Consider the following 17,593-nt stretch of genomic DNA (forward strand, 5'->3'; position numbering starts at 1 on the left):
TTTCCGGTTTTCCGGTTTTCCGGTTTTCCGGTTTTCCGGTTTTCCGGTGAAAATGTGATCAGGCTCACTTCATGGCAAGCTAAATCTTATAAGTTTACTGCCCAGACCCCAGCAATTCAGACGCCGCAGCACGGGCCGCATCCGAAATTGTATCACCAGACAACATCCGCGCGATTTCATCCACCCGGTCCTGTACTCCCAATGGCACAACCCGACTGATAGTCTCGTTTTTGCCGGCATGCTTTTCAACTCGCCAATGATGCGCACCAAGGGCCGCCACCTGCGGGGAATGTGTCACGACAAGAACCTGCCCGCCATCTGCCAATGCTTTCAAACGGCGCCCAACCGCATCCGCAGTTGCGCCACCTACCCCTCGATCAATTTCATCAAAGATCATGGTCACGCTGCTGTCTTCACCTGTCAAACACACTTTCAGCGCCAATAAAAAACGCGATAATTCCCCACCAGAGGCAATCTTGTCCAATGGGCCTGACGGTGCACCGGGATTGGTGGCCACGCGAAAACCGACATGATCGATCCCATCGGGCCCTGCTGGTGCGTCTGTGATTTCAGTTGTGAAAACTGCACGTTCCATTTTCAGAGGGGCAAGCTCTGCCGCCATAGATTTATCCAATCGTGCAGCCGCTTTACGACGCATGTCACGTAATCTATCCGCTGCTATCTGATAATCAGACCGCGCTTTATCCGCAGCAAGCTCCAGGTCAGACAGGTTCGCTTCGCCGCCCGTTAAAGCAGCCAGACGACCACGCAGATCATCCGCAAACTGCGCGAGCTCATCCGGTAAAACTTCGTGTTTCCGTGCAAGTCCACGGATTGCGAACAAGCGCTCTTCGCAATTCTCAAGCTCCGCTGGATTGAATTCCAGTTGATCCATACCTCGCGCAACCAGACTGTCCGCATCCGCCAATTCATTCATCGCACGCGACAGTGCTGAAATCGCGTCAGAAAACATACCTTCCGCTGGTCCATCGGCTTCCTCAAGCCAACGTAAAGCATCTGATAACAGCCCTTCCGCGCCATCCCCGGATATCGCCCCATAGGCGCGCGCCACATCTGCGCGCACTTTTTCTGCCGCCTGCATCCGACGACGTGCTATGTCCAACTGTGCTTCTTCGCCTGGTTCAGGCGCAAGCACATCCAGTTCGGAAACGGAATGTCGCAGGAAATCTTCTTCCGCACGCAATTCATCCAAATGGATTTTTGCCGCATTTAACGCAGCATCTGCGTCCCGCAACACACGCCAGGCTTTACGGGTTTTTGCCAATGGGCCGTATTCAAACCCACCATACTCATCCAAAAGCTTCTGATGTCCACGTGCATTCAACAGGCCACGATCATCATGTTGCCCGTGAAGTTCCAGCAGAGTTTCCGAAAGTTGACGCAATACTTCACCCGATGCGCGACGGTCATTCACCCACGCGGTTTTACGGCCGTCACGGCTGTTCACACGTCGCAAGATCAGTTCATTGCCTTCATCTGGCAAGCCGGCCTCTGACAGAATCTGATGCACAGGATGATCCGCTTTCAAATCGAACACAGCCGTGACTTCACCCTGTTCAGCACCCTGGCGTACAAGTTCCGCCCGGCCACGCCAGCCCAGAACGAAACCAAGTGAATCCAATAAGATAGATTTACCTGCACCAGTTTCACCCGTCAGCACATTAAGTCCGGCCTGAAATGTCAGGTCCAGCCGGTCAATGATCAGCATGTCGCGGATTTCAAGCGTCCGAAGCATCAGCCCCACCCCAATGTGAAGGCATTACAGCCATTCACCTTTAACGGTCTGGCGATAGATCTGCGCCAGCCAGCCATTGCCACGTGGGTTCGGCGCAAGCCCCTGCCCTGTCAGCAAATGAAAGCTGTCCTGATAGAATTCTGACGATTGAAAGTTATGGCCCAAAATCGCGGCAGCGGTCTGAGCTTCATCCGTCAGGCCAAGCGAAAGATAAGCTTCGACAAGACGATGCAGCGCCTCTGCCGTGTGGCTTGTTGTCTGGAACTGCTCTACCACAACACGGAAACGATTGATCGCCGCCGCATAGTGCCCGCGTGACAGATAGTAGCGGCCAATTTCCATTTCTTTCGCGCCAAGATGGTCAAAAGCAAGGTCGAATTTCAGGATAGATGAACGCGCATATTCACTGTCAGGATAACGTTCAATCACAGTGCGCAAGGATTGCAACGCCTGGAAAGTCAGCCCCTGATCTCGCCCAATTTCATCGATTTGGTCGTAGTAAGACAAGGCCAGAAGATATTGCGCATAGGCTGCATCGTCATCTGCTGGATAGAAATCGATAAAACGTTGAGCCGCAGCACGACTGTTCTCAAAATCGCTGGCACCATGATAAGCAAAGGCCTGCATGATTAATGCGCGTTTAGCGAATTCTGAATACGGGTAAAGGCGTTCAATCTCGCCGAACAATCGAATGCCTTCATCTGGCTTTCTTCGGTTTTCAAGCGCATATTCCGCCTGCTGAAAAATCTCTTCCGCTGTATAGGATTCCAGTGGAACTTCTTGATTTTTATTGCTGAAAAAGCTGCCAAGGAAGCCGCGTCGTGGCTCAGAATCATCCCGGCTTCCGCAGGCAGACAGCATACTGACAACAGCAATCAGACTAACAGTTTTTAACAATGGTTTCATCTGCAGGCCTACCCTGAATTCGATTTTCCGGTTAATCCCGGTTTGTTCCCGACTGGTCTAGCACATATAAATCGACTGCAAAACGGCTTTTACGCAAATAACGTAATGGGCTGGCTGACATTCGCCAGTTGCGCAAAATCTTTCGGAATAATAACCCATTCAGAGCGTGCCAAACAACTGCTTCGGTTATGCAATCGCCTGAAGAAATGGCTGCGGAAGGTCGTGTTTATGCAGACCAGCACCCGGCAGGCGCGCTGCGGTGGATTTACTGCAGCTGATCATGCGGAAAGCGTCTGGGTCAGCAAACAGTGCACGCAGCAATTTATTGGTCAACGCGTGGCCAGCCCGCAACCCGGTATAACGACCAAGAATGGGCGCTCCTGCAAGGGCGAGGTCGCCAAGTGCGTCCAACATTTTATGGCGTACAGCTTCGTCTTCATGACGCAAACCGCCGGGAGAAAGCACTTTTGCACCTTCAACAACAACCGCATTTTCCATTGTGCCACCAAGGGCCAAGCCTTGTTCACGCATCGCATCAACATCGCGCTGACGACAGAATGTACGGCTGTCACACAGTTCGCGCACGAAGCTGCCATTGGCCATTTTCAGTGATTTATGCTGATTTCCAATCGCTGCGTCGGCAAATTCAATTTTAAAATCGATATACAGGCTATCATCCGGCGACAGACGTGCAACCGCATCACCCTGACGAACCTCAACTGGTTTCAGAACCTCGAATGCGCGTACCGGCGCCTCGAGCACCTGCAACCCCACACGCATCAGACCTTCAACAAAGGGATGTGCACTGCCGTCGAGGATCGGAACTTCCGGGCCATCGACTTCGATCAGCGCATTGTGGACACCACATCCAGCCAAGGCCGCCATGATATGTTCGACCGTTGAAACCTGTACATCAGATGAATTGCGCAAACGTGTGCACAAGGCAGCGCCTTCGATCACGGCATCCCACCGTGCCGGGACCAGTGTGTTGCCTGACAAATCTGTCCGTCGAAACCAAATGCCATATTCTGCAGACGCCGGGCGCACGATAAGTGTTGCTGGCTTGCCGGAATGAAGGCCAGTGCCAGAAAAGCTAACGGAAGATTTAACAGTCGTCTGCAAAGCGTACCTCAAGTTCAGCGCGAATAGTTCTATCCGCACCCCGACACCTAAGGCCCAGGAAAAAAAGAGACAATTCAATCTTTGTAACCAACTGAAACATCAGATTTCAAGGTAGGCAGAAAATCGCCCAGAAAGCTTATTCAACGCAATTAACCCACTGAATAAAAATGAAAAAGATCCGCCGAAGCGGATCCTTTCCTATTGTAACATGCCAGATTTTTAGCAGGAATTAGTTCGCCTGGCGGCGCAGGAAAGCGGGAATTTCAATGCGTTCCTGTTCCATATCACTGTCTTCTGCTGGTTCTGCATTGTGGTCCTGAACGGCCAAACGTGGCTGCGGTGCAGCTGCGGGGGCTCGCATGACAGGTTTCGCCTGCGTTGGTTCTTCGCCACCGTGACCCGTCATACGATTGATCAGAGAATTAATACCAAAACGTTGTTTCCCCTCTGGCGCAGCAGCCGGAGCTTCCTGTGGCACAGGACGGATCGCAGTCGGACGTGCCGCTTGTGGAGCAGCTTCGGGGGACGGTGCGTTCTGAACTGCGGCTTGAAGACGCGCAAGTGCTTCAGGGGAAGGCGTACCTGGTGCCGGGGCACGTGGCGCAACAAATTCGGCAGCAGCAGGTTCCGCCGGTGCCATTTCTACGCGTGGCGCAGGTTGGTATGCCGGAGGCGGCAGTGAATCATCAGAAGATGTATCATCCAGATCCGCAGTCGCTGCAGCAACAGTCGCGTCGATTTCACTAAACAAAGAAGGTTCAGGCATCGCAGCGGTTGGCGCAGGCGCAGGCGCAGGTGTCGGCGCCGTTTCTTCCACCGTTGAAACCACAGGTTCAACTGGCGCAGCGGGCGCGGTTTCAGCAGCAACTTCCTGTGTCAGTGGCTCAGCCAGGCGACGACGTGGAACTGGAACTTCTTTACCTTCAACGCTTGCATCGATGCCTGTTGCAACAACAGAAACACGCATCATGCCGTCCAAGGTGGTGTCGAGAGTAGAACCAACAATGATGTTCGCATCTGGATCAACTTCTTCACGGATGCGGTTCGCTGCTTCGTCCAATTCGAACAATGTCAGGTCATAGCCGCCAGTGATGTTGATCAAAACGCCGCGCGCACCGCGCAGGGAAATTTCATCCAGCAGCGGGTTGGCGATAGCTTTTTCAGCCGCCTGAACAGCGCGATCTTCACCTTCAGCTTCGCCGGTGCCCATCATCGCTTTGCCCATCTCGTCCATTACGGCGCGAACATCAGCAAAGTCGAGGTTGATCAGGCCAGGGCGAACCATGAGGTCAGTCACACCTTTAACACCTTGATAAAGCACGTCATCCGCAAGGGAGAAGGCTTCGGTAAAGGTGGTTTTTTCATTGGCCAGGCGGAACAAGTTCTGGTTCGGAATGATGATCAGCGTGTCCACGACCTTTTGCAGGGCTTCAACGCCCTCTTCAGCCTGGCGCATACGCTTGTTGCCTTCGAACTGGAAGGGTTTGGTCACAACGCCAACGGTGAGCACACCCAATTCACGAGCTGCCTGCGCGATGATCGGCGCAGCACCAGTACCGGTACCCCCGCCCATACCGGCCGTGATAAAGCACATATGCGCGCCAGCCAGGTGATCAACGATGCTTTCAATGGTTTCCTCAGCAGCGGCAGCACCAACAGAAGGACGCGCACCGGCGCCAAGACCTTCAGTCACTTTAACACCCATCTGAATGCGTGCTTGTGAACGCGAGCTTTGCAGCGCCTGCGCATCGGTGTTGGCGACAACAAATTCTACGCCGTCCAGTTCCTTTTCGATCATATTGTTGACAGCGTTGCCGCCAGCGCCACCCACACCAAATACGGTGATACGGGGTGTCAGATCTTCCTGCTCGGAACTTGTGAAGTTTAATGCCATGATACTGTCCGCCTGTTTGTTACCATCAAATCCGGCCCAGTTGTCCCACTGATTTGCCCGATCGAATAATCTTAGTTTGACTGATTCTACCGTGACGATCTCGCAACGTCACCTAAAAAAAGCCGCTTAAACACAAAATATTGCGTTTTGCCATATTTTTTGCGCGGGATTTCGCCAGAATCGCCAAATTCGGGCACCACAATGCGCGACTTACCAGTTTTCCCTGAACCACCGGACGGCCCGACGCAAACTACGTGCAGGATAGGTTTCGGTCGGAACATCAAAATCCCAGTATTCATCCTGTGGATTTGCCGCAAACAGCGACAACCCAACAGCAGAAGAAAATCCAGGACCAGTTGCTGCTTGGGGCAACCCCTGCACCCGCATTGGGCGGCCAAGACGTACTTGCTGCCCTAAAATCCGGCTTGCAAGCCCGTCCAGCCCGGGGATCTGACTGCCGCCACCGGTCAGTACAATCTTCTGACCCGGGAGGCTTTCAAATCCTGCCGCATCCAGACGGGTGCGAACTTCTTCCAAAACTTCTTCAACACGGGGGCGCATAATGCCGATCAGTTCCGCCCGCGACACTTGTCGACGGTCATGTTCCCAATCGCCGGTTTCACCACCGGTTTCAATCATCTCACGATCATCCATGCCCGTGGCGACAACGCCACCATGCAAGGTCTTAATGCGCTCTGCAGTCTGCCAAGGCACCTGCAATCCGACCGAAATATCACCTGTCACATGATCCCCGCCAAGACGCACTGCATCAGCATAAATCATATGTTTCTTAATAAAGACTGAAATTCCTGTGGATCCACCGCCGAGATCTATACAGGCCGCGCCCAATTCCTGTTCATCCTCAACCAGCGAAGACACGCCAGAAACATAAGCCGATGAAGCAAGGCCCGCCAGTTCAAGATCACAGCGTTTCACACAATACAGAATATTTTGAATAACATGTGCGTCGATTGTCAACATATGAAGATCCGCCGCCAGGCGGTTGCCGATCTGCCCGCGTGGATCTGCATATCCGGAGCGATGATCAATGGCGAAATTTACCGGCTGCGCATGCAGAACCTCACGTCCCTGCCCATAATCCGGCACATCCGCCCCAGCCAGAACCCGGGCGATATCACCTTCAGACACTGGACCATTCTCCAGTTCCACTTCACCCGCCAGACCATAGCTGCGCGGGTTGGCACCGGAAAAACAGGTCATCACATGATCGACCCGGACTTCAGCCATTTTTTGTGCCGCCTGCAGGGCCGTACGAATGGCGCGTTCTGTTTCCTGTATTGCGTCAATTTCACCAAACCGAACACCACGTGAACGTGTGGTTGCCGCACCGATGACCCGAAAACCGCTTTGCCCCGCCAGAGAGCCCACACCATCCAAGTCGCCGCCTCGGTCATTGCCATCAAAACGCAGAACCAGGCAGGCCACTTTTGACGTACCGACATCCAGGATCGCAATTACGCCCCGCTGCATCGCGGCCTTGCGCATATTGCGCATGGCCCGTTGTGTTTCATAAAGACCGCTCATCGCCAATCCCTTGCCCCTTTTGCCAAAACATGTCCCTCACGCCTAGGCCGATATCTTTTGTTCATTCACTCATCATTGCGCGGATGCGCTGTAATTCTTCTGTTGCGCCCTGCGCCAGTCGTAATGTCGGCCGGCCCGGAAGACGCATGTCTATTGTGGTAATGTCACGCTCCAGCAGGTCTTGCGCATTGTTCAGAGCCAGGACCCGCTGCAGCGCCGGAACTGGATCTTGGGCAGGCAGCATAATGCGCTGCTCGCGGTCAAAAACCACATCCCAGCGACGTTCACCCACACGCACCAAACCACGCAATCGATCAAAAACAGGGCTGGCAACGCGCATCAACTGTTGTGCTTCAGAGATTGCATCTTGCGCACCCGCACCCGTGACCAAGGGCAGATCCGGACGTTCCGCACGAGCAAGCAGGTTGCGAATGCGATAGCCTTCTGCATCCAGCAAGAATACACCTTCCGGCCCGCGCCAGACAAATGCAGGTTCGCGTTCCGTCACATCGATCTGCAGAATACCACCATCGCGCACCTGCAAACTTGCAGTGGCGACAGGATCAAGTGACAGGATCTGGTTGCGCATATCTTCTAGGTCAAGATCAAAACTGGTCAGCGGGAAATCGATGGGCAGGATCACACGGATATCAGCAGCAACCTTTTCAGAAGCCCCATCAATGGACATAGCCTGCACCATGAACTCCGGGCGTTCCTCAAACGCTTTGCGCAGGCTGGTGACCTGGGTATCGATCATCTCACGTGCGGTATCATTGCTCATCAGAAAACCGGCAACCCCAAGGGCCGCAAGGGCAGGCACCCCAAGGCGCAGAAACCCGCGAAACAGCGGGGTCAGCGACAGGCGCTGCATACGATAGGCCATACGGCTTGGGGCGGGGTCAGCCCGCCGCGCCGAATACATTGGTTCAGGCGTTGCCTGCAAATGTCCATGGGTTTCGATATGGGCCTGAATACGGGCTTGGATGCGGGCCTGAATGCGGGCCTGGTTCTGCGCTTCGACTTCTTCTTGTGTCAGCGGGCGCTCGGGCTGATGTGGTTCAGCCCTGCCATGCAGAGAGGGGTCAAAGACCGGCGGTTCTGTGCGATAAACACTCACAGCGCGTCCTCCACCAAGAAACGACAGAATGCGCCAAACTCCATACCTTCATGGGCCGCCTGTTCAGGCGACAAAGATGTCGGCGTCATGCCTGGCTGATTGTTGGTTTCAAGAATGATCAGACCATCCAAACCACGTGCCTCATCCCAACGAAAATCCGTCCGGCTGACACCAGCGCAACCCAGAGCCGCGTGAGCACGCAGGGCATAATCTTGACAGGCTGCATAGATATCAGAAGGCACATCCGCAGGGATCACATGGCGCGATCCACCCACTTCATATTTAGCCGCGTAATCATACCAGCCATCTGTGATGATATCGGTGACACCCAGCGCACGCGGGTTTTCAGATCCAAGCACTGTGCAAGTCAGCTCACGCCCAGGGGCGAAGGTTTCCACCATCACAGTTGCAGGCATATCTGCAGACAATTGCGGTGGCGCATTTGCGCCTTCATTCACAATATAGATACCAACGGAGGAGCCTTCGTTCACCGGCTTCACAACATAGGGCGGTTGCATCACATGGCGCGCACGCACATCATCGGCATCGGCAACAATGCTTTCGACAACCGGCAGGCCAGCCGCGCGAAAAATTGCTTTGGAACGTTCTTTATCCATGGAAATCGCAGAGGCAAGCACACCGGAATGCGTGTATTTCAGGCCCATCCAGTCCAGCACGCCTTGGATCAGGCCATCTTCACCGTATTGACCATGCAAAGCGTTGAAGACAACGTCAGGCGCAGCCTGCGTCAGACGCACAACAAGATCTGCACCCTGCCCGGTCTTCTGACCGGGATCCAGTTCAATAACATCAAATCCTTCACTCCGAAGTGCCGCCGCACATTCACGACCAGAGGACAGGGACACTTCGCGTTCCGCAGAAGGACCACCCATCAATACAACAATCCGGAGACCTGTCTTGCCCGACATAAACGCCTCTTACCGCATGCAGGCCTTTTGGCCCGTCTAATTTTTAACGCTTGGTCATCTTTTGCAGATCACCCTGCCCCCGGTTTACGGGTGACAGTGAAGGGGGTCGGTTATGCCTGTGACCGCCCAACGCGCATGATTTCCCACTGTAACGTGATACCGCTGGTTTCGTAAACCTTTTTCCGCACCTCTTCGCCCAGCCCTTCCAGATCGGCGGCGGTTGCACCGTCACGATTGGTCAGAAAGTTCGAATGCATCTGGTTCATTTCCGCCCCACCCAGACGTGCGCCGCGCATACCCGCATCGTCGATCACCTTCCAGGCTTTCAACTCATGTGTGTCATCGGCCTGCCCCGTGGAACTAAAGCCCGCCGGATTGCGAAACGTCGAACCCGCCGTGCGATCTTTTGTGGGCTGCGTCTCATCACGCTTGGCCAGCTGATCTTCCATGCGCTGCTGCAGTACTGCCGGATCACCCATCGGGGCCTTTAGGCGCACACTGGTCAGAACCCAGCCCTCGGGCAGCTCTGTCTGACGATAGGCAAACTGTAAATCATCGGCACCCAGTTCTTTCACGTCACCCTCACGCGTCACCACGGTGGCACCCTCAAACACATCGGCAAGATACTGCCCATAACAACCCGCGTTCATACGCACGGCACCACCGATGGATCCAGGGATCGTACGCAGAAACGTCAGATCAAGCCCCTGTTCCGCAGCCCTCCGCGCCACATGTGCATCCAGCGCGGCAGCCCCTGCCGTGACAGTATCGCCATCAAATGAGATGCCATTGAACCCACGTCCCAGACGGATCACAACACCAGCAATCCCACCGTCGCGCACAATCAGGTTCGACCCAACGCCCATGGGAAACACAGGCACATCTACGGGCAAAGCCTTCAGAAACTGCGCCAAATCATCCTGATCCGCAGGCTGAAACAACACATCCGCAGGCCCACCCACACGCATCCAAGTCAGCGAGGCCAAATCACGATTTTCAGTCAACGTGCCACGCACCGGTGGAAGTTCGGGAAATTTGGTCAGTTCGGTCATCGGAGCCTCAGAAGAAGGATAGTAAATAGCGCATCGCTGCCTGATAAGCGGGTGAGGCGACCACTACCTCAATTGCCTGCAAAGCGCCAGATCAGCCTGCCCCCAATTCTTCCAGCCTCAGTTCTGCACGGTTGAACGTTACATGTTTTACGTCGCCACTATATCCCTAATGCAAAAAGAAGTTGTTATTAGCTAGTCTGCGCAATATCTTCCCTTCGCGCATAGCGCTGGCGGATATCATAGATCACTTGGTTGATGGTCCTACCATCACTTTTCCAGTCGATATCATCACTGACCGTAATCTCTTTGATTAGATCAATGGGTAAAGTATGACCAGACAATTGTCTCTCATAGAAGTCGATCCAGAAATCCCAACCATCCGGGTAATTTCCGCCTCCAGGATTACGTAAGGTATCACGCAAATTCTCCCACTCACCGACCAAAGGGTTCTCCGCTTCAGGCCACAACTGCAGCCCCATGATGTCTTCCCCTGCTTCAATCGCCATACAGTCCGTGCAAAAGGCGGCACGAACTGCGTAAAAAGCCTTAATAGGAGTAAGGACATTACGTGCAGCATTGGCAGCACAACGGGTAACTTCCTTCACATTGATGGCAGCAGCTGCATCAACAATATCATCATCATAGCCTTCATAGAGGACATAGGTGGCATCGAAGGCAGCCGTCGCACGGACAAAATCAGTGAGCTCCTCTGGGGGCATGATGCTGGCACCAAAAGCGATCAGGTGACAACGCAAAAAAGGCAGAGTTGCCAGATCATCTAAGCGCGCCCTTTCAAAGAAGAACCCCTCTAGAGGCAACACTCGTGCGACGGCGCGGTGTACAATTTTTACAGCAACGCTACGTAGGTAACCCTGGTCTTCCAATGTCTCAACGGGGAACTGATCCAGCCAGACCTTCAAGTCATCCGCGTTTTTAATATCTTTCGCTTTGATCATATCTGCACAGTGAACAGGTTCTGCGCGCAAAACAACCTTGAAAATTTCTTATTCCGGTCATGAAATCGAAACCTTTTGGCGTCAGAAAGGCTGCATGGTATCTGTGATTTTGTTCTTTGTTCCTGCTTCGCTCCTGATCTGGAAAACATATTTTTCCGGTATCAGGCTGCGGGCGGTCACTGTGGCGCTCTCAACATTGTTTATCGGTGGTATCGCGGCCCGGGATCCTGTGCCGGAAACGGATAATCACGACTGGATAAAATCGCTGCGCATGCCAGAAATTGTTTACGTCTCACCCCTGCCCGCCCAGACGATGTCTGATCCAGCGCATCAAATACACCACGGGCCAGCGCAACATTGAAAGCCCTGCGGCCATCACAAGCAACGTCAACCAAGGGCCATTTTCCCAGCAGATGAACCCAAGCAGCGGCACGCCAATCCCCATCAGCCAATAGGCCCGCGTCCAGTAATTGTCACGTGATGGCAACATCGCCAAAAGATTGGCCGAAATCATCCAGAGACACGCAAGTGCAATCGACAGATTGATCATGCCCGATCCTCCGGTCCCAAAGAACTTTCCGGTGCATGCCCTGTCCATTTGCGAACATAAAAAATCAAAGGGCGGCGGAACATGGACAGAAATCCTGCAAGCCCTGCCAGCGCCAGCCAGACCCCATGTTCATACGCAATAAACCCGATCAATACCGGTGCCAGCACCAGCAAGGTTAAGCCAGGTGGAAATTGCAACCGCATCGGCAAAAGTGCCGTCACCGTCGCCGCAACAGCCCAGAAACAAGCCAGGATCAGAGAGAGACTCATGGTTGTGCCCTGCTTTCTTTGCGGTTGGCCCACCAGGCCAGGCAAATTCCGGTAACACCAGCCAGAGACAGGGGTGCCGCGAGTAAAATCATCAGGACAACAAAATAGGCGGACCCGGAAATATACATGCTGTCCTCAGCCATGGACAAAATACCCGCAATCACCACAACAGCCAGATTACTGATCAGTAACACAATTAGCGCTACACGCAGGGAATAGCCGCGCGCAAGCAGATAGAAAACTGCGATCCCAGCAAATCCTGCCAGCATATAGATCACAATTCCCATACAACGCGCTCCTCTATGTTCTTATGCCGTCGCCTTCTCAGGCAAGGCGTTGGTCCAAGTGGAAATTGTTCCCGCCCCCAGACAGACCAACATATCGCCAGGCTGACCGTGGGTATTCAGGAACGCCATCATGCCGGCTTCATCATCCACAACATGGGCGTTTTTATGGCCATGTGTCGTGAGGCCCGCCACCAGATCTTCGCGCCCGGCACCTTCAATCGGGTCTTCGCCAGCTGCAAAAATACTGGTGATCCCCACCACATCCGCATCATTGAAACAGGTGCAGAAATCTTCAAACAGATCATGCAGGCGGGAATAGCGATGCGGCTGATGGATCGCCAGCACCCGCCCCCCGTCTGACACCGCATTACGCGCAGCTTTTAGGACTGCGTTGATCTCAACCGGATGGTGGCCGTAATCATCAATCACGGTCACGCCATTCACGTCACCCACACGGGTAAAGCGGCGGTTCACCCCGCCAAATTCCGCCAAAGCCGTGCGGATCTCATCGCGTTTCATGCCAAGATGGCGCGCGACTGCAACCGCAGACAGGGCATTGGACACATTGTGATCCCCAGGCATTGGCAAGGTGCAGCCTTCGATCACGGTGCCATCCATGTTCAACTCAATGTCAAAATGCGCAACGCCTGCTTTCCACTCAAGGTTCACCGCACGCACATCAGCCTGGGCGTTGAACCCAAAGCTCACAACCCGACGATCCGAGATTTTCCCAACCAAGGCCTGCACTTCGGGGTGATCCGTGCAACAGACAGCGATGCCATAAAACGGGATATTTTCGACGAAATCGCGAAAGCCCTGACGCAATGTGTCAAAGTCGCCCCAATGTTCCATATGTTCCGGGTCGATGTTGGTGATAATCGCAATTGTTGCGGGCAGACGGTTGAATGTGCCGTCACTTTCATCCGCCTCAACCACCATCCAGTCGCCCTTGCCCATGCGCGCGTTGGATCCATAAGCGTGAATGATGCCACCATTGATCACTGTCGGATCAATGCCACCTTTGACCAGCAATTCTGCAACCATCGTGGTCGTTGTGGTTTTGCCATGGGTGCCAGCAACCGCAATGTTTGATTTCAGGCGCATCAATTCCGCAAGCATCTCTGCGCGGCGCACAACGGGCATGCCGGTGCGGCGGGCTTCGTCCAGTTCCGCATTGCCCGGCTTGATCGCAGAGGAAATCACGACAACAGCCGCCCCTTCCAGATTTTCAGCTTTTTGACCGATAAATACCGTCGCACCCAGACGTTCCAAACGCGCGGTGATTTTGGACGCCTTCAGATCGGACCCTTGCACCGTATAGCCATGTTCCAGCAGAACCTCTGCAATGCCGGACATGCCGATGCCACCAATGCCAGTAAAATGGATGGGACCGATTTCAGTGGGAAGCTTGGTGGCTGCGGCGTTCATATGCGGACTTTCTATCTATGCTATTTGCGCCGGTCATGACGCTGATTTACACACCCTGCCTTATGCTGGGCTTAACTGATCAACAAGCGCAACAAGCGCTTCTGTGGCATCCGGGCGCCCTTGCTCTAATGCAGAATGCGCCATGCGAATAGCAGCATCAGGGTTTTCCAGAATTGCGGTGATATGCCCGCAAAGTGTCGCTGAATCAAGCAGGGATTCCGGGATTAACACTGCAGCATCCGCTTCGGTTAGGCCGCGGGCGTTGGCGCTTTGATGATCTCCGGTTGCTGCGGCAAAAGGGATCAGTACGGATGGACGGCCAATCACACTGATATCGGCAATGCTTGAGGCACCCGAACGGCTGATCACCAATTGCGCTTCGCCCATACGGCGTGGGACATCCTGAAAGAACGGCTGCACGTCGGCACGTATTCCCGCCTGATCATAAAAGGTACGCACGCGATCTTCGTCTTCGCCCCGTGCCTGATGTGATACATTGATGTTTTTCAGTACATGTTCTGGCAGATTTGCAATGGCATCGGGCACCACATCCGACAGAATGCGCGCGCCCTGAGAGCCGCCAATCACCAGAATATTCATCGGATAATCACCAGGCGGAATATAAGGCGCACCCGCTTTTTCCAGCACAGATCCCCGCACCGGGTTCCCCGTGTGTAGTCCTTCCACCCCATCTGGCAGATCAGTTGGCCATGTGCCGCAGGCGACCATATCCACGCGTTTTGAGAAGATCTTATTCACCCGCCCCAAAACACCGTTCTGTTCGTGGATCATCCGTGGCAAGCGCAACAACCAGGCCGCAGAGACAGCGGGAATAGCCGGGTATCCACCAAAGCCAACAACCACGGCAGGTCTGTCCCGTCTCATGCGCAGGGCCGTAGACAAAACACCGCCCAAAATTTTGAACGGCACGGCCATTTTCGCAAACGCACCACCCCGGGCAAAAGTTGCGGATGAGATCTGCTCGATCTCTACCATATGGGGGAAACCACCAGTATAACGCGCCCCACGGGCATCCGTGGACAACTTCACCCGCCAGCCTTTTTCAAGCATGGCTTCGGCCAAGGCCTGGGCCGGGAACATATGCCCGCCGGTCCCCCCGGCTGCGATAACCATCAGTGGTGCTTTTGTCATAGAGATTAACCTCGGGTATGCACAGGGTGACTGCTGTAATGGCCCGCCCGGCGAAAGTGATCGCCAATCGCGCCCTGAGGACGTTCCCGCGTAAAGGCCAGCAACATGCCAAGGGCAATACCGCCTGCGATCAGGGAAGATCCACCATAGCTGACAAATGGCAGGGTCATGCCTTTTGCGGGCAGGATACGCGCAGCGACGCCCATATTCACGAAAGCCTGCACACCAAACATGCAAGCAAGGCCTGTTCCGGCGAGACGAATAAACGGATCACGTTCACGCATCAGTCGCAGCAAGGATCGCAGGGTGATCAGCGCAAAAACCGCAATGATCATCACAACCAGCACAAGACCATATTCTTCGGCGGCGACCGCGATGATGAAATCCGTATGTGCATCCGGCAGCCACCATTTCACCTGACCTTCGCCTAGCCCCACGCCAAACAGGCCACCCTCGCGGATCGCGTCTGTGGCATAGCCCATCTGGGTTGTGGGATCGACATCCGCACTCATGAAACCATCAATTCGGCGGGCAAAATGCTCTGAGTTGTTGTAGGCGATGATCCCAACAAAAATCACGGCGCCCGCCATGCCGGCGAGCAGGGCAAAAGGTGCACCGGCGACGAAATACATTACGCCCCAGCCAAACAGCACAAGACAGGCCTGACCGAAATCAGGCTGCAACGCGAGGAAAGCACAGATCACCACAGTCAAAGCAAACGACATGGTTTTACCGGGCGGGCCGTTGATTTCCTGGCTGGCGGCCATAAGCCATGCAGCCATGATCACAAAGCCGGGCTTCAGAAATTCTGATGGCTGAACAGAGGCGAACCCAAGAGAATACCAACGGGTTGCGCCCTTACCAAAATCTGTACCCAAAACCGGCAAAAGGGCCAGGGCAATAAAGGCGCAGATAAATCCCATAACCCCGAGACGGCGCACAAGGTTGGGCGACATCATAGAGGTCAACACCATCACCGTCAGCGCCATGCCTCCGAAGATTGCCTGGCGTTCAACATAATGGAATGCCGCAAAGCCATTTTTCGCAGCCAAGGGCGGAGACGCTGCAAGCCCCAGCAACATGCCGATGCCAAACAACAGCAGCACACCGGTCAGTGTCCATTTATCAATCGTGCGCCACCACCGTGGTAAAACCGGTTCACCCCGGGTAACGGGAACGGACCCATAGACCATCTCTGTCATTGGAAACTGCCTTTACTGCCTCAAACACGCCATTAAATTCGGAAAATTCCGACATCTTTCGTCTGGTGCGACTGCTCAATCGCGCCCGGTTATCCGGGTCTAAGGTATAGTGTAGCGCGTTTGTCCCCTTCTGACCAGCCCACGCCTGCCCCCTTGCACAAATTCGCCACTCGTGGTCATAGATCCGTATGGATTATGACGTCATTATCATTGGGGCTGGTGCTGCAGGCATGATGGCCGCGGCTGTGGCCGGACGCGGCGGGGCACGTGTGTTGGTATTGGATCACGCGAAATCTGCGGGCGATAAGATCCGCATTTCGGGTGGCGGCCGTTGCAATTTCACCAATATGTATGCAGGGCCTGAGAACTTCATCTCACAGAACCCACATTTCTGTAAGTCCGCCCTTTCGCGCTTCGGACCATGGGATTTTGTGGAAATGGTCGATCGTCATGGGATCAAATGGCACGAAAAAACCTTGGGCCAGTTGTTTTGCGATAACAGTGCCAAGGATATTATTGCGATGCTGCTGTCGGAAATGAGCAGTGCGGGCGCAACCCTGCAACTGAACACAAAGGTGTCAGGGATCACCCGCAATGACAGTGGTTTTACCCTGCGTGCCAACGATCAGATCCTTTGCTGTCAGAAACTGGTCGTGGCCTGTGGTGGTAAGTCGATCCCCAAGATGGGCGCGACAGGATTTGGCTATGATATCGCAACGTCGTTCGGACTTGAGATCACTCCAACCCGCGCGGGTCTTGTCCCTTTTACTTTCCAAGGCGCATTGCTGGATCAGCTAAAATCTATCGCGGGCGTAGCCGTATCATCGCGCATCACCACGGGTGGCACCAGTTTTGACGAAGCCCTGCTGTTCACCCACCGCGGATTGTCGGGCCCCGCCGTTCTGCAAGCGTCCTCTTACTGGCAGGAAGGCGAGAAGATTTCCCTGTCTTTGTTGCCAGAAACAGATCTGGCGACTGCCCTGAAAGAACAACGTCAGGTCAAAGGTGGCATCGGCATGTCGCGCGCCCTGTCTGAGTATTTCCCCAAACGCCTCGCGGGTTTGTTAGTGGATGAATTTGATTGCAAGGGCAATCTTGCGGATCATTCAGACGCCGCTATTGACGCCCTGATCGCACAAATACGCGACTGGCAGATAACGCCATCAGGCACCGAAGGGTATCGCACCGCCGAAGTGACCTTGGGGGGCGTAGACACCGATCAGCTGTCATCCAAAACGATGGAGGCGAAATCAGTTCCGGGACTGTATTTCATCGGCGAAGTTGTTGACGTGACCGGATGGCTTGGCGGGTTCAACTTTCAATGGGCTTGGGCATCTGGCATGGCTTGTGGTCAGGCAGTCGCGACAAGTTAATCCGGTTTTCCGGTTTTCCGGTTTTCCGGTTTTCCGGTTTTCCGGTTTTCCGGTT

16 protein-coding genes are annotated in these 17,593 nt (G+C 54.2%); 1 reads left to right on the top strand and 15 read right to left on the bottom strand.

The genetic code is table 11. The features are described 5' to 3' along the window. Positions 1–94 precede the first annotated feature (94 nt). The 15 genes from recN to ACPGUT_RS13845 all read right to left on the bottom strand — a co-directional run bounded on the left by recN (position 95) and on the right by ACPGUT_RS13845 (position 16,165). Positions 95–1,756, bottom strand: coding sequence for a DNA repair protein RecN (recN, locus tag ACPGUT_RS13775; RefSeq protein WP_423992352.1), 1,662 nt, complete (start codon positions 1,754–1,756; stop codon positions 95–97). 24 nt (positions 1,757–1,780) lie between these two features. After that, the gene (locus tag ACPGUT_RS13780; RefSeq protein WP_423992354.1) at positions 1,781–2,662 is read right to left on the bottom strand and encodes an outer membrane protein assembly factor BamD; all 882 of its coding nucleotides are present in this window, start codon (positions 2,660–2,662) and stop codon (positions 1,781–1,783) included. A gap of 186 nt (positions 2,663–2,848) precedes the next feature. Next, a complete protein-coding gene (gene lpxC / locus ACPGUT_RS13785) occupies positions 2,849–3,784 on the bottom strand; it encodes a UDP-3-O-acyl-N-acetylglucosamine deacetylase (RefSeq protein WP_423992356.1) in 936 nt (311 codons plus the stop codon). A gap of 229 nt (positions 3,785–4,013) precedes the next feature. After that, positions 4,014–5,678, bottom strand: a complete 1,665-nt coding sequence (gene ftsZ, locus ACPGUT_RS13790; protein ID WP_423992358.1) for a cell division protein FtsZ — start codon at positions 5,676–5,678, stop codon at positions 4,014–4,016. Between the two features lie 210 nt (positions 5,679–5,888). Then, the gene (gene ftsA / locus ACPGUT_RS13795; RefSeq protein WP_423992359.1) at positions 5,889–7,223 is read right to left on the bottom strand and encodes a cell division protein FtsA; all 1,335 of its coding nucleotides are present in this window, start codon (positions 7,221–7,223) and stop codon (positions 5,889–5,891) included. Positions 7,224–7,284: 61 nt separating this feature from the next. Next, positions 7,285–8,340 (bottom strand): cell division protein FtsQ/DivIB, encoded by a 1,056-nt coding sequence (locus ACPGUT_RS13800; RefSeq protein ID WP_423992361.1) that lies wholly within the window; start codon positions 8,338–8,340, stop codon positions 7,285–7,287. Beyond that, positions 8,337–9,269, bottom strand: coding sequence for a D-alanine--D-alanine ligase (locus tag ACPGUT_RS13805; RefSeq protein ID WP_423992362.1), 933 nt, complete (start codon positions 9,267–9,269; stop codon positions 8,337–8,339). Before ACPGUT_RS13805 ends, ACPGUT_RS13800 begins: the two co-directional genes overlap by 4 nt. A 110-nt stretch (positions 9,270–9,379) precedes the next feature. Then, entirely contained in the window at positions 9,380–10,321 is a 942-nt protein-coding gene (gene murB / locus ACPGUT_RS13810) for a UDP-N-acetylmuramate dehydrogenase (protein WP_423992364.1), read from the bottom strand. A 188-nt stretch (positions 10,322–10,509) separates the two neighbouring features. Beyond that, positions 10,510–11,277 (bottom strand): hypothetical protein, encoded by a 768-nt coding sequence (locus tag ACPGUT_RS13815; protein WP_423992366.1) that lies wholly within the window; start codon positions 11,275–11,277, stop codon positions 10,510–10,512. A gap of 292 nt (positions 11,278–11,569) precedes the next feature. Next, positions 11,570–11,824 carry a DUF2484 family protein gene (locus tag ACPGUT_RS13820; protein WP_423992378.1) on the bottom strand — a complete coding sequence of 85 codons (255 nt, stop codon included), beginning with the start codon at positions 11,822–11,824 and terminating at the stop codon, positions 11,570–11,572. Beyond that, on the bottom strand, positions 11,824–12,096 hold the full coding sequence (locus ACPGUT_RS13825; protein ID WP_423992368.1) for a DUF2484 family protein: 273 nt from the start codon (positions 12,094–12,096) through the stop codon (positions 11,824–11,826). The genes ACPGUT_RS13820 and ACPGUT_RS13825 overlap by 1 nt, the downstream gene beginning before the upstream one ends. Next, entirely contained in the window at positions 12,093–12,383 is a 291-nt protein-coding gene (locus tag ACPGUT_RS13830; protein ID WP_423992369.1) for a hypothetical protein, read from the bottom strand. The genes ACPGUT_RS13825 and ACPGUT_RS13830 overlap by 4 nt, the downstream gene beginning before the upstream one ends. A gap of 21 nt (positions 12,384–12,404) precedes the next feature. Next, positions 12,405–13,811 carry a UDP-N-acetylmuramate--L-alanine ligase gene (murC, locus tag ACPGUT_RS13835; protein WP_423992371.1) on the bottom strand — a complete coding sequence of 469 codons (1,407 nt, stop codon included), beginning with the start codon at positions 13,809–13,811 and terminating at the stop codon, positions 12,405–12,407. 60 nt (positions 13,812–13,871) lie between these two features. Continuing rightward, the gene (locus ACPGUT_RS13840) at positions 13,872–14,963 is read right to left on the bottom strand and encodes a UDP-N-acetylglucosamine--N-acetylmuramyl-(pentapeptide) pyrophosphoryl-undecaprenol N-acetylglucosamine transferase (protein WP_423992373.1); all 1,092 of its coding nucleotides are present in this window, start codon (positions 14,961–14,963) and stop codon (positions 13,872–13,874) included. Positions 14,964–14,968: 5 nt separating this feature from the next. Further along, a complete protein-coding gene (locus ACPGUT_RS13845) occupies positions 14,969–16,165 on the bottom strand; it encodes a peptidoglycan glycosyltransferase FtsW (RefSeq protein ID WP_423992374.1) in 1,197 nt (398 codons plus the stop codon). A 188-nt stretch (positions 16,166–16,353) separates the two neighbouring features. Here ACPGUT_RS13845 and ACPGUT_RS13850 point away from each other — a divergent pair, with 188 nt between their 5' ends. Next, positions 16,354–17,538: an NAD(P)/FAD-dependent oxidoreductase gene (locus ACPGUT_RS13850; protein WP_423992376.1), complete on the top strand. Its 1,185-nt coding sequence runs from the start codon at positions 16,354–16,356 to the stop codon at positions 17,536–17,538. Positions 17,539–17,593 lie beyond the last annotated feature (55 nt).

The organism is Halocynthiibacter sp., from assembly GCF_049608145.1.
Taxonomy (GTDB): Bacteria; Pseudomonadota; Alphaproteobacteria; order Rhodobacterales; family Rhodobacteraceae; genus Halocynthiibacter.